The 14,290-nt window shown below is 45.9% G+C and carries 8 protein-coding genes; 2 read left to right on the top strand and 6 right to left on the bottom strand.

The genetic code is table 11. The annotated features are described in order from the left end of the window. Positions 1-2 precede the first annotated feature (2 nt). The 4 genes from V7S65_RS06430 to V7S65_RS06415 all read right to left on the bottom strand — a co-directional run bounded on the left by V7S65_RS06430 (position 3) and on the right by V7S65_RS06415 (position 6,408). Positions 3-3,644, bottom strand: coding sequence for a SusC/RagA family TonB-linked outer membrane protein (locus tag V7S65_RS06430; RefSeq protein ID WP_336388813.1), 3,642 nt, complete (start codon positions 3,642-3,644; stop codon positions 3-5). A 408-nt stretch (positions 3,645-4,052) separates the two neighbouring features. After that, positions 4,053-5,060 carry a FecR family protein gene (locus tag V7S65_RS06425; protein WP_111580485.1) on the bottom strand — a complete coding sequence of 336 codons (1,008 nt, stop codon included), beginning with the start codon at positions 5,058-5,060 and terminating at the stop codon, positions 4,053-4,055. A gap of 117 nt (positions 5,061-5,177) precedes the next feature. Continuing rightward, positions 5,178-5,771 carry an RNA polymerase sigma factor gene (locus tag V7S65_RS06420; RefSeq protein WP_079467655.1) on the bottom strand — a complete coding sequence of 198 codons (594 nt, stop codon included), beginning with the start codon at positions 5,769-5,771 and terminating at the stop codon, positions 5,178-5,180. A gap of 298 nt (positions 5,772-6,069) precedes the next feature. Further along, a complete protein-coding gene (locus tag V7S65_RS06415) occupies positions 6,070-6,408 on the bottom strand; it encodes a winged helix-turn-helix transcriptional regulator (protein ID WP_079467656.1) in 339 nt (112 codons plus the stop codon). An 88-nt stretch (positions 6,409-6,496) separates the two neighbouring features. Between V7S65_RS06415 and V7S65_RS06410 the strand changes: the two genes are divergently transcribed. Both V7S65_RS06410 and V7S65_RS06405 read left to right on the top strand, forming a co-directional pair. Further along, complete coding sequence (locus tag V7S65_RS06410; protein WP_336388814.1) at positions 6,497-7,564, top strand: oxidoreductase; 1,068 nt, start codon at positions 6,497-6,499, stop codon at positions 7,562-7,564. A 261-nt stretch (positions 7,565-7,825) separates the two neighbouring features. Further along, positions 7,826-11,314, top strand: a complete 3,489-nt coding sequence (locus V7S65_RS06405; RefSeq protein WP_336388815.1) for a TraB/GumN family protein — start codon at positions 7,826-7,828, stop codon at positions 11,312-11,314. Between the two features lie 460 nt (positions 11,315-11,774). Here the strand turns inward: V7S65_RS06405 and V7S65_RS06400 are convergent, their stop codons facing one another. Beyond that, on the bottom strand, positions 11,775-12,896 hold the full coding sequence (locus tag V7S65_RS06400) for a TlpA disulfide reductase family protein (RefSeq protein WP_336388816.1): 1,122 nt from the start codon (positions 12,894-12,896) through the stop codon (positions 11,775-11,777). A 19-nt stretch (positions 12,897-12,915) separates the two neighbouring features. Next, entirely contained in the window at positions 12,916-14,283 is a 1,368-nt protein-coding gene (locus tag V7S65_RS06395; protein WP_336388817.1) for a RagB/SusD family nutrient uptake outer membrane protein, read from the bottom strand. Positions 14,284-14,290 lie beyond the last annotated feature (7 nt).

The following is a 14,290-nucleotide window of genomic DNA, read 5'->3' as shown; positions in this document are numbered from 1 at the left end:
TTTTAAATACCTACTTTTAATGAAAAAGTGAATTGTTTCTGGATAGGCTGTGCCACACCACCAGCGTTGAAAAACTCGGGGTCCTGGCCCTGCAGTTTTTTATCTGCATAAATCAGCCAGGGATTAATGGCGGCGGCACTTACTGCTACATTGCTTATTCCTGCACGTTTGATAAGTTCACCCGGCAGCTGGTAGGTAAGCGAAACTGTTTTCAGGCGGATGAAATCTCCTTTTGCCACTCTTTCGGTGGAATAGTTATAATTATTGTAGGGGTGAGCGCCTCTCAGCAAGATCTGTTCAAAAGCATCCAGCATAGAAGGAACACCGGTTTTACTTTCATCTCCCGGCATTACCCAGCGGTCATAAAACTCTTTGGGCATGGCATCGAGGTCTGAATAAGAAGTTTTAAAGGCAGGATACAAGCGGATCTTGTTGCCAAACTGGTAAGTAAAAAATATGTTCAGTGATAAGGCTTTATAGCGGAATGTATTGGAAAAACCACCGGTAACCGGTGGATCAACCGGACCTTCGTATACCAGGTGAGCTGTATTTAATGATTGCAGGTTCACATCGCCGCTGATAACGCCGTCCTGGTTGATAAAGGACGGGGAGCCTGATTTAGGATCAAGACCAGTGTATTGCAGCGAGAAAAGACTATGTACCGGGTAACCTTCGGTGTTACCACCTTCTGCTACCACTAGGTCGAAGATGCCGGGAATATTTTTTGCGTTGGTAATTTTGTTTACGCTGTATCCGAGCGTAACGTTGGATTTCCAGCCCCAAACTTTACTACGGACCACATCGCCGCCTATCATGACTTCCACTCCCCTTGAATCCATATCCGCATAGTTGGCGGCTTTAAACATTTCCCCGCCGATGCCGGAAGTTTTGATGCGGCTGATCAGGTCAAAGCTTTTGCGTGTGTAAGCATCTATACTAAAATTGAGGCGGCCGTTGAAAAGCCCGCCATCGACGCCGATGTTAGTGGTGTATAATTTCTCCCAGGTGAGTTCATCATTCTGCAGGTGCGACAAGCGGATCACCGACTCTACTTCTGTGAGATGTGGCCTGTTGGTATTAACGGTTTGGTATACGATGTTTGAATTGGTAGCAGGGCCCATGCTCGCGGTTAAGCCGTAGCTGGCGCGCAGCGTGAGATAGTCCAGCTGACGGATGTTAGCGGCGAAAGATTCCCGGTCTATATTCCAGGAACCGGCCACGCTCCAGGTGGGCAGCCATCTTGCTTTACGGGATTGACCGAGACGGTTGGAACCGTCGTAGCGGCCGGTAGCCGTAAAGTTATACTTGTTGTTATAGGCATAGGTGCCGGTAGCATAGAAGGCGGCGAAGCGATCATAGTCCCTGCTCATGCCGAAGTAAGGGAAATTGCTTTCAATGGTTTGTTTCAGGATGCGGTAGTCGGTGAAAGTGGCGCCGCCATTTTCATACTGATAACCGTAGCCGGTATTGGAAGCGTTCTGGCGATCGGCATACTTTACCTGCTGACCTACCAGTACGTTGATATTATGTTTCTGCGCGAAGGTGTCGGAGTAGTTGAGGCCATTGCGGAAATCATAGTTCAGCAGCTGGTCTTCCGTGCGGTTATAGAAGCCGCCGGCGGGCAATACTATTACCGGTTGTGCGTCGGGATTTTCCGGATCGCGGTAAAGGAATTTGTTCCTTTCTGCGATGGTAGCATTCCCGGCGGCGCGGTAAGCGTTGGCCATGTTGGCGTTCTCTGTGATCTGGTGTTCACGGGAAGATTTTACATACCTGATAGCACCGGTAAATTCGTAGCGGATGTTTTTGGTGAGTTTAAAAGACAGATCGCCCTGCAGGCGCAGATCCATCATGTTCAGATCGAGGTAATTATTTTCGAGTTCGTTGATGATATTGAAGGGAGCATAGTTTCTTCTGAAGTATTCCAATTGTCCATTTTGATCATAGGCAGTAAGTGTGCGGCTTGTATTCAGCGAATAGCTGAATGGGTTAATATCGAAATCGCGGTCGTATTGTCCTTCTACAGGGTTACTGCTGCGGGTGAGGGCGCCGGGCGCTTTCTGACGGCGCACAGAGGCCAGTGAAGAGAATCCGGCGGATAACCTGTCGGAGAGTTTATAGGTGTTACGATAATTCAGTGTGTAGCGGGTTACTTTATCCGCGAGGGTCCAGCCGTTATCGCTATAAAAGCTGGTAGAGAAATAAGATTGAGATTTATCTGTACCGGAAGAGATGCTGAGGGAATGTTCCTGTACAAAGTTGTTGCGGAAAAGCAGTCCAAACCAGTCGGTATTGGCTTTGGCATAGCGCAGCAAAAATTCCTTCCTATGTTCGGGATCGTTTTCTACCGGGAAGTTGCCGTTTCCGTCTGCATCCAGTTTTTCATATAATTTACCAAATACACCGATATCTCCCCGTGAAAGGATGTCGGAGTTGAGGATACCTTTTCTTTCCAGTTCTGCCAGTACCGACATTTGCTGGCCCGAGTTCATGATATTAAAGTTGTTGTAGTTTGGTTTCAGCTGCGTGCTGAAGTTGCCGCTGTAGTTAATAACGGGCTTGCCTGCACGACCTTTTTTAGTGGTGATCACCACAACGCCGTTCATAGCGCGGGCGCCATATAACGCCGCTGCCGCGGCATCTTTCAGGATGTCGAAGCTTTCGATATCGTTGGAGTTGAGGCCGGCTACTGCGGAACCCAGCAAGGTGGTGGGATCACCGCTGGAGAGCTGATCATTGGAGATATTTACCACGTCTTCCAGTACCACACCGTCTACCACCCATAATGGCTTGTTGTCGCCATTAATAGAGGTAGCGCCGCGGATACGTACTTTGGGGGCGGTGCCGAAGGTACCGGATACGTTCTGGATGGCTACGCCGGCTACTTTTCCTTCCAGCATGCGGCTTACATCCGTCATGCCATCAATTCTCACATCTTCTCCTTTCAGCCTGGTAGCGGCGCCGGAGAATTTTGTTTTATCGATGCTCTGGAAACCCGTTACCACTACTTCCTGGAGGCGGGTAGGTTTTTCTTTCAGTACGATGGTAAGTGCGCCGCTTCTGAATTCTGCAACGCTGATTTCTTCTGTTTTATACCCGGTAAAATTAAATACGAGGATAGCATCGTTGGCGATCTTCTTCAGTTCAAATACGCCTTTATCGTTGGTGGTGACCCCACGTGAGGTACCTTTGATAACGATGCTTACGCCGGGCAGGAGTTCTTTCTTTTCATTGGTCACCACTCCTTTTACATCTGTAATAGGAACATTGATCTTTAGCAGTGTATTCGTTACCGTTAGTGGATTCAGTTTCTTGCCACTGTCGTGTTTAATCACTACGCGGTCGTACATCACGCTATAGGAAAGCGAGTAAGGAGTAAGTAGTTTATTAAGGAGGTCGCCTACTTTTTCGTTGTGAGCATTCACGCTTACCTTATTAACATCCAGTGCTTCATTGCCTACGTATACAAAGGATACCTCTGCGAGGCTGCCTATCTTTTCCAGTGCATCTTTTAAAATGACATTCTTTAATTCGATCGTAATTTTTTTATCGAGTGCGTCCTGCAAACCGTTGCCGGCATGGGCTTGCGTCACTGCCAGCAGGAGCAGTAAGCAATAGATGAATGATAGTTTTCTTCTGAACATAATTGTTTTTTATTGGTTTCTTTGGGCCATAGGTTCCCCGTTCCGGCTTTTGGACAAAACCGGGCAATAGAGGGCCTTCTGCATAAGCAGGGTATTTTTTACTCAACTATATCATGGCAATATGTTAGCCGGGCGGTAAGGGTATTACTTGTATCATGTACTGTTTAGTTTGGTTGAAAATAGTTCTACGGTTTATTTACGGTAAGTATTGGCAATAGGCAGCCCTGTGATCAATTTTTGTGATCACTTAGTTAACTAACCAGCATGAAGTTCTTTCAGGCTAAAGGCCACCAGGATAGTATACCAGACTTTAATCTTTCTCCTTCTTAAATTTTGGTTCAGCTTTGTTGATAGCAGTTTCTCATTTTGAATATATAGTTTGGTTAACGATATAGCGGTCGTTATTTATTACCTACAGTTCCCACCAACGATGATATATCCTTTATTGATATTATCTTTTTTGACTCTGGCATCTAATGAAAAAGCAATTAATGCAAGTGCTTTCTCTAAATCGTCCACTGTGTTAAAAGATCCGTAGAACCTGCACTGTGCTGATTTTTGGTCGGTTATTACCGGCACGTTATAATATCGCTGCAGGTCTGTTGCCACTTTGGACAAAGGATCTCCCTTATAAATGAATTTGCCGCTCATTTTCTGGGCAAAGAATATTGCATCTTCTGTTCCATCCTGTAACAGCAGGTCTTGCGAGGCCGGGTTATATACCGCGCTTTTGTTGGCTGTTAATACCAGTTGGCCATTTTTATGCGGTTTGCCTTCACGGGTGTTCACCTGTACCATTCCTGATACCACTACTACCCTGGCGGCGTTGCCTTCGTGTACTTCCATGTTAAAGGAGGTACCCAGTACGGTAGTGTTGATCAGCGAAGAGGAGATGATAAAAGGATGTTTCGCATCATGGTTGATTTCAAAGAAAGCTTCTCCTTTTAATATTACTTCACGATTTTTTTTATCAAATACTTCCGGATAGGTGATACTGGAGCCTTTCTCGAGGTGTACCACTGAACCGTCGGGTAATTTCACGGTTTGCCGTTCTGATGTGGTGGCAAATACCTTTTGTTTTACGCGGTCGTGGAGCAACATATACCAGGCGGCTCCTGCCAGCAGTAATACAGCGGCTGCCGCTGCGGCTTTGTGTTTGAACAACCGGAAAATACCTTTGAAAGAACTATCTGTAACGCCTATACGCTGGTGAATGTTATTCAACATCCTGTCCGACAGGCGTTTATCTAATATATGCTTTGCCGTTAGGAGGTCGGCCTCAAAATATTCGGCGGCTACTGTTTCCAGTTCGGAAAAATCATTGGCATCGAGGTATTCTACCATCCACTCCTGCTCTGTGGCAGTCCATTGATCTTTACTTAACAGCTGTTTGAGATATTCCTTTCTGTTGGGCACTAGCGTGATGGTTTAATCTAAATACGCGCAGTTAATAAAAAAGGGTGGGTTCTTTTTGAACTTTTTTTGAAAAAACAAAATATTAATTAAAAGATAATATGAAACGGGTTCGTCTGCTTATGAATCATGGTAGTTCAGGAACAGCATCAGGAGCACGATATACTTACGGTCGCCGTTACGTTGCATATAGTCGTTTAGCTTGATCATGGCGGCAGACAGGTGTTCTTTTACAGTATTACGGGAGATGTTCAGTTCATTGGCTACTTCTTCATAGGTTTTACCTTCCAGTTTACATCTTGTTACTATTGTTCTTTTTTTAGGAGATAGTTTTGAAATCGCCTGTTCCAGCAAATGATATTGTTCTTCGTCGATGTTTTTACGCTCGATGGCTACCGCATCATCGGCGTCGGTTTGGAAGATGTTTTTGTGGAAAGCCTGTTCACGCAGCTTTTTCCTTACAAAAGATACACACATATTAAAACTGATAACAAACAACCAACCACTTACAGACTGGTCTGGTTCGATATCCTGTCGCTTTTCCCACAGGCGTGCGAAAACATCCTGGAGAATATCTTCTGTAACCACATCATCTTTCACAAACTTGAAAATATTCCGGTATACGGCCCCGTGATACTTCCAATACAAACTATCAAAGGCGCTTACTTCGTGGTTTTGTAACCGCACTACTAATTCAGCATCTGGTATATTCATATCTCTTCTTTTATATAAATCATATCGTGGAATACAATTTATATGGCTAGAAAAAAGCCAGGTCTCCCAAAGGCAATGGCCATCTATTTTGCTGCATAAATTAGTAACAAATATTATTATTTTATAAATAAATTCGTATTAGCTATAATTATAAATTATTACACACCGGTAAAGAGCTGGGAAAACGTTTGCTGGTATTGATTTTACAGCCTTATGGGAAAGATGGGAATAGAATTTTCTGGTACAGGTAGCTTCTGTACGAAGTGAAAACAGGGCGATAATTACTAATATGTTGGGGTTATGAAGGCTGGTTCATCTCATAGTGTTTCCACTCCCACTGCAACAGGGATACAATAATGGGCACCAGTGCCACACCTTTTGGAGTAAGGCTGTATTCTACACGTCCAGGCGTATCCGTGAATGTTTCACGAACAATAATCTCATCTGCTTCCAGCTCTTTCAGACATTTTGCAAACACCTTTGCAGAAATATCCCCTACAATAGCATGTAGTTGCCCGAAGCGGATTTTACGCTTGCGTAAGGCATAAATAATAATGGGTTTCCACCGGGAGCCGATAATTGATTTTGACCGTTTATTCGGGCAATCACTGTATTTGCTGAACGTCTTTTGTTTCATTTGTACTTACCTTATGGTTACTGGTATTGATCCTAAGCCGCTGTAAAATTAAGCATTTGGTTGTTGCTTTGCGTAAAAGATATACTCAATGAATTACGCATCGTTTTTTACACCGTTTCAATACAAAGGTCTGCACCTGAAGAATCGTTTTGTGATGGCGCCCATGACACGCATGGCATCGCCGGATGGCATTCCCACCCAGGCAGTAGCTGACTATTACGCCCGCCGCGCTGCCGGCGAAGTAGGACTGATCCTCACCGAAGGAACCGTGATCGACCGCCCGGCATCGAAGAATGAAAAAGACATTCCCAATTTTTATGGCGCCGCCGCACTGGCAGCATGGAAAAATGTAGTAGAGCACGTACATGCGCAACATGGTGTTATTGCGCCACAGATATGGCATACCGGCGACGCCCCCGGCATGACGGGATGGATGCCACCCGCGCCCAAAGAAAATCCTTCTACTATGTCGGTCAGCGATATCGAAGCCACCATCGCCGCATTTGCCAGCGCCGCCAAATCGGCCCAGGAAGCCGGATTCGACGCCATAGAGCTTCACGGCGCACACGCCTACCTCATCGATGAATTCTTCTGGGACAAAACCAACCCACGCACCGACGACTACGGCGGCAAAACCATCAAAGAAAGAAGCCGCTTTGCCACCGCCATCATAAAAGCCATAAGAGCCGCCGCAGGCCCCGACCTGGTGATCATCCTGCGCGTATCACAATGGAAAGCCACCGACTATAACGCAAAACTGGTGCACAACCCAAAAGAAATGGAAGACTGGATCATTCCACTGGCAGAAGCAGGCGTAGACATCTTCCACGCCTCACAAAGAAGATACTGGGAACCAGAGTTTGAAGGCTCAGATCTCAACTTAGGCGGCTGGATTAAAAAAGTGAGCGGTCAGCCTACCATCACCGTTGGCTCCGTGGGCCTTGCCGGTGATGTAATGGGCGCGTTTTCCGGTGAGGGTTCAGAAGTGGTTACGGATATGCGTGAACTGGAACGGCGCTTTCAACGGGGCGATTTTGACCTGGTAGCGGTGGGGAGATCTATTTTGCAGGATCCTAACTGGGTGAAGAAAGTGAAGGAGGAACAGTTTGATCAGCTGATGGCGTTTGATGCGGCGAGCATGGGGAGGGTGTATTAAGGGAGGCTGCAGATATAGAACATAAGAAAGCGTTCGTTGCATACATGAGAAAAACCGGGTCAATGACCGGTTTTTCTCATGTATGCAACGAACATCCTCATTTAATAGTAAATAAAATCTCTTAAATACAACTTTTATTCGATTCCAAACATGCCGCGGCGTTATTAAATTTGCGCCATGTTTAATTCCTGTACCTGGCGCCGGCCCCGAAACGCCGGACACTTTGTTCCCGTAACAATAACCCTGCTGTTAGCCCTGCTTATGCAAACAGCTTTTTTAAACGCCCAATCCAATAACAGGGCAAATTACCAACTGCTTTGGCGTATTGATGGACCCGGCCTTCAGGCTCCCTCTTACCTGTTTGGCACCATGCACCTTACTGATAGGCGCGTATTTGAGTTTAGCGACTCCGTGCTTACAGCATTACGCAACACTTCAGCTTTTGCCATGGAGGTGGATATGGATTCAATGATGACATACATGTTGTCTCCCGGAGGTCCCTTACAGGATACTGTTAACCATATGCGGCACTTACTGAACACTGAGGAGTACCACTATGTAGACAGCCTGGTAAAAGATAAAACCGGATCTTCCCTTGATCAACTGAAATTAAAGCGTTTGTGGTTCATCGAAAAACTGCTCGTCGATGAAGAGGAAGAACTTAATAAAAATGCAGCTCCTGGCCAAAAGCCGGAAAACATATTCCTGGATGGCTGGTTGCATCAGAAAGCCACCAGGCTTAATAAACCGGTGCATAGCCTCGAAAAGATCCAGAACCAGCTAGGCGTTATGAGCGCGAACGTTTCGGAAGCGCAAAAAGAAATATTCCTGTGGAGCATTGGTTACCAGCCCGCCGGTCAAGGTGATGCGCAAGACCGAACCGACCGGCTCGAAGCACGGGTAAGCTACCTCAATGAACTCGCAGACCTGTATTATGAAGGCGATCTCCAGAAAATATCAACACTTGTGGATGGTTGGAAAGACGCTGAGGATGGACCCAGCCTGGAAGTCCGGAACAAGGAAATGGTGACCAACCTTGTTTCAATGCTTAACAAAAGTAGCGTTTTCGCCGCTGTAGGCGTAGCCCATTTACCTGGTGAAAAAGGTATGTTATCGTTACTTCGGGAAAATGGATATACTGTTTCTCCGGTAAGTGCCAAATTTACTGGCGAAACACGCCGCCAACGACAACAGCTGGACAGCCTGAAAGGATATTCCTTGAACAGGATTGCAAATGGTTACAGCGTTGTATTGCCTGGTGTTCCTGTAGTATATCCTTTACCGGGTGTAAATGGTAAAATGTTCCTCGGAGGCAATGAAATAGAAGCCGGGATTGCCTTTTCGATGGATATTCCTCAACTGGCAACTGACCGTCGTCAATTGGTGCAGTCCATGATCGCCAACATGGCAGCACAGGATAATGCTATATTGCAAAAATCCTATCCTATCACATACCGCAACATATCAGGTACAGAGGCAGTCTTATTACAAAAGGACGTGCCTTTTTATATACGTGTCTTTATCATCAGCAACAGGGCGTTTCTATTTATGCACAGTTCCCAGAAAGCTGACAGCAGTGATAGAAAAGACTTTTTCCGGTCTGTGCGTTTCTATGATATTGTGCGGCCTGAAACGGTATATGATACGTTATATCAACCAAAGCTTGGTTTCTCTATGCTTCTGCCATCGGAGCACAATCATATCCACGTGGGTATGAAGGAAGGTATGCGCCCCGAAGAAGTATATTCTGCATTAGATAACGCCCATAAAATCTCTTATGTATTGCGTATAGAAAAAATGCAACGGGGTTATTATAATATTGATGATAAACAGGTGCTGGAATACCTCCGTGCATCAATACTCCGGCAAGACAGCACATTACAACTGACCGACTCTGTTTTAACGGAAAAAGACGGTTTCCCCCAATACCAGCTTACTTATCGGCATAACAATAGCTTTGTTTCCCGTTTACACTATATTCCCCGTGGCAATCTTGCCTATTGCCTGATGACAACTTATGATACCGCTCATACAGATCGCAGCTACTGGCAACGTTACCTCCAGGCTTTTCACATACTTCCATTACAGTCACAAGCCCCGGTCATAGCCTTTGTACCTGCAGATAGCAGTTTTATAATAACCGGACCGGACAAGTTTACCGGTGGACCTCTCGAACGTCAATATGGATCATCTCTTGTTGATGTTAATTATTATACGTCTATGGATAGTGCTTCTCATTCAATGTATATAATAGAAACAGAAAAATATTCCCCTTACTATCATAACGAACCTGACAGCCTCCTGAAAACGTATATGTTTAACATAGACACGACCTTTATTATAACCGGCAGTCGAAAGTACTCCCAGGATGGTTTGTCTATATATGAGGCTGATCTGAAACACCGGAATACCGGCTTACGGTTTTACCGGAAAGCAGTGGTTGCCGGACATAGCATTTACCGGTTATCAGCCATTGTCCCAGAAGAACTGGCAGGCACCGGGTATGCACAGCAATATTTTTCTTCTTTTCATCCCAGCCGGACAGATACTCTGCAGCTTCAGCAGAAAAAGCTCTCCAGACTGTTGATGGATCTACAAAGTGCCGATACTTCAATATTCAATAAGGCCAACGCTTACCTGAAACACCTTCACCCTGACAGCTCGGATACCGGACCTATTATAGGTGCGCTAGACAAGCCTTTCCCGGCCGATACCGGTATCAGTAACGCTAAAGTCCAGTTGTTGCTTTCACTGAAAAATGCAACCAGCGACTCCGTGGTGCATGCAGCCGAGAAATTATTCGTTACCACAGAGAGTGTTCCGCAACGTAAAAATATACTACGCTTCCTGACCAGTATTTCTTCGGATTCCGCCATTCTGACCTTTCTGCGTTTGGCGCCGGAACTACCGGTTGGCACTTCGTTTCCCCGGAATATTTTTGCTTTCTCTTTCAGGGAGGACAGTCTATATCAGCAATACCTCCCCGCCATGATTAATACTGCCAGCCGTTCGGAGAGCTTCCTGTATGCCTTTACTGCGTATACCAGCGACGATTCTATATGGCGTTCTCCTCAGCTCACACAATATAAACTCGACCGTCTCCTACCCGGTGTGACACAACTTTTTAAACAACAATTAAAACAATGGAAGAACCGGCAACCAGATTCAGACAGCAGCTGGTATTGGCAAAACGACTTACTGCGTACAGGCCGGATACTAGCACTACCAGGCATGCCTTCTTCCGCTGTTGAAAGCTTCCGTGAGCTACTGGCAGATACTACCATGTCGCTGCGTGCCCTGGGAACACGTGGGTTAATAAGCCAGGGCATCAAGGTAAACGATAATATCCTTCGCAAAATTCTCACGGATCATAGCGAAGCATATCCATTCATTCAGGCATTAGAGCAACAAAAACAGTTGTCGCATATCCGTCACCTGCTTACCCAGGAGCTTGTAGGACGCAGCTACGTCTCCTATTACCTCAGCGACGACTATAACGTAACAGCTATCGAGCAGGTGTCCCGCGTGAAGGCACACCCCACCGTGTCAATGATATTGTACCGTTTCAAAACAGATGAAAGTGAAGACTGGGAATATGTTTTGAACGGCCCACACCCGACGGATCCTGCTAAGATCAATTTTGAGCCGCAGCTAATGCATTGGATTGAAGGGAAAAGTACCGTCGGGAATAAAGCAAAACTCAATGCTGAGGCAGTGAAAGCTTATAAAGAGTATTTGGAAGAGGATTGAGGCTTTTTATATTGCATTAAAACGGGATAGCCTGGTCAATGACCAGGCTATTTTATTTCAGCATGCAACGATTTTGAAATTACCTTTTAAAGCCCAGTGGCGGTGACTCGTGTGTGATTATGGAAGATCAGGTTCTGCTTAACCGGCTAATGGTACTTTTTAAATTGAATTGTGCATTTATGATAAATAATTACTTTATGAAATTCTACATAATGGAGCTACAGTTCATCTTATTGAGCCTGTAAATGAGATCTCGAAAGAACGATTTGATGAATTGAAACGCTTGTTGAGCGGCAAATAATCTGGTTTCACTATTTCAATGCAAATCTAAATTCTGCAATTAGTTAAGTTGTTCAAACCACAGACTAGAAAAGTATACGCAGATCTGTATGTACTCCTGTAAACCTCTTCTCAAAAAGTATAGAAGTTCACAGGAGGTACACCTTTCTTTCAAAAAATACTATTTCTTCTCCAACAACCCGGCAATCTTATTATACAACTCCACTCCCTTCAATCCCCGCGCAATCACTCTTCCCTGTTCATCAAGCAGGAAATTATCAGGGATGCCCTGTATACCAAAAAACTGCGCTACCGGTTCGTCCCATTTTTTTAACCCGGAAACATGATGCCAGGGCATACCGTCCTTTATGATAGCGGCTTTCCAGCGATCAGCATTATCATCCAGTGATACGCTGATGATATCAAATCCTTTTTCATGAAACGCATTGAATGCCTTTACCACATTAGGGTTTTCCGCCCGGCAGGGCGCACACCAGCTGGCCCAGAAATCCACCAGCGTTACTTTGGCGTGTTGCACCACTTCTTTAAGATGTACTTCTTTACGCGCGGTATCCAGCGACGTAAAGGAAGGCATCACTACGCCGGTCAGCGTTTTCTTCGCTGTTTCAAGGCGACTGGCAAAATCTTTCCCCAATGGCGTTTGTTTTAAGGAAGGTGACAGCTTCTCAAAGAGCGGGGCGGTTTTCTGAAACTGCATGGTGTTACCGGCTATAACATTCAACGTCTCCAGCGACATAAACGAAGCAGGATGCGTTTTAATAAACCGGATGCGTATTGCTTCCATAGAATCCAGGCCGGTATAGTATTCCTTTTCCAGCGCAGCAAAAGCGGGCGTTTTGCGTTGTTCCGGTGTGCTCTTAACGGCTTCCATTTTAAGGGCCAGCAGCCTTTTGGAAGTAACAGCTATAGCCTTTTCCAGTTCCTGATAATCTGCATTTACTTTACCTGAAGTGATGATGCTGTGGCGAAGGGAATCCTTTGCGTGGAGCCGGATGTTACCTTCTTCGAGATAAAAGCGGTAGTTATCACGGATCTCCGTTGGCTTGATTGGTTTATGCAGGGCAATGTAGGTTAGCACCGGCTGACTGATACTTCCATTAAACTCAAAGTGTCCGTCTGTGGCAACCGTGGAATCTTTTACCTGTTTGTTATCCCGCAGATAATAGATAAATACGGAGTCTTTTCCTTTCCATTCTTCCACTGTTCCTTTCAGGTGGAAGTTTTGTTGCTGGGCCATTGCAAAGCCCGGAAGTAATATAAAAATGCTGAGAATATTTTTCATGAGATGTTTTTTTAGTTGATTACTCGTAACCTTCGTTCTGTGTAAGATTTGGATTCTTTTGCCTGTCGCCGAGAGGAATGGGCAGCAGGATAGCTTCTTTACGCCACCGTGTTTTACGGATGGAATACAATGCATCTGCCTGCCCGGTGCGTTTCACATCAAACCAGCGATGTCCCTGCTCACCAAACAGCTCTGTCATCCTTTCCTTGTAAATCATTTGTAACAGCGCTTCTTTGGCGATACCTGGATTCACGTCCGCCAGCAAGGGAATGCCTGCGCGTTTACGTATCACATCAATATCTGCAATCGCATCTGCCAGCTTATTTTGCTGCGCCCTGGCCTCTGCACGGATCAGGTACTGCTCTGCCAGGCGGAACATCACTACGGCTTCGTTGCTGCCATTATTCAAGGCTTTGTACTTATAATACGCCGTATCTCCATTGGATGCTTTAAGCGTCCAGGCAGACAGCCGCAGATCCCCTGCTTCAAAGGATCCGGCCAGCCAGGTAGTGAAACGGAAAACGGGATTGGTAAGACTACCGGTCATCCGGCTTCCTTCCATCGTATAATTGTTGGTACCTGCGTTGGCAAACTGAAAGATAGCTTCCTGTGATGTGAGCAGGAATACATTCTTCAGGGAATCTATGGCATACGGACCGGCAGCTATCACTGCAGTGGCCTGCTTTTCGGCTTCCGCCCAATTCTTACGGTACAACTGTACCCTGGCTAACAAAGCGGTGGCAGTCCATTTATTGGCGCGGATCCGCTTACCTGCCTCTGTAAATACGGTGCCTGCATTTTCCTGCGCATAGGCCAGGTCGCTAAGTATAAGGTCATACACTTTATCAACGGGCATGCGTGCCAGCAGCGCGTTAGTCCGGTAGTCGGATGTAACCGGCATGGGTACATCACCGAATGAATTCACTAAATAGAAATAGCAATATGCGCGGAGAAAATGTCCTTCACCAAGCAACTGCCGTTTCACCGGCGCAGATACGCCGGGTGCTGCTGCTACATTTTCCAGCAGCACGTTTACCTGGTACAGCATATTATACAAACCCGCCCAGATGGTATTCACTCCGCTGGAGGAGGCGGTGAGATTATTATCCACAAACGCCTGGTTGTCGTCGTTATAGGTAACACATTCCAGTTCATCGGATGCAATCCCCAGGCAGGAAGAAAGCATACCGCTGAAAGGCCCGCTGCCCCACACATTCTGGGTACTGGCATAAACACCACGCATCGACGAATTGGCTTTTTCATCGTCAGCAAAAGCAGCGGCTGTACTAATCTGGCTGTTGGGAAGCGCTACGTCTACAAATTTATTGCAGGAAACTCCCAGCATCAGCGTTGCCAGTAAAAATTTATATCGGAAATTCATTGTCATGTTATTC

The organism is Chitinophaga sp. CCNWYY40 (genome assembly GCF_037483205.1).
Classification (GTDB): Bacteria; Bacteroidota; Bacteroidia; order Chitinophagales; family Chitinophagaceae; genus Chitinophaga; species Chitinophaga ginsengisegetis.
This window is presented reverse-complemented; position numbering and strand designations above follow the sequence as displayed.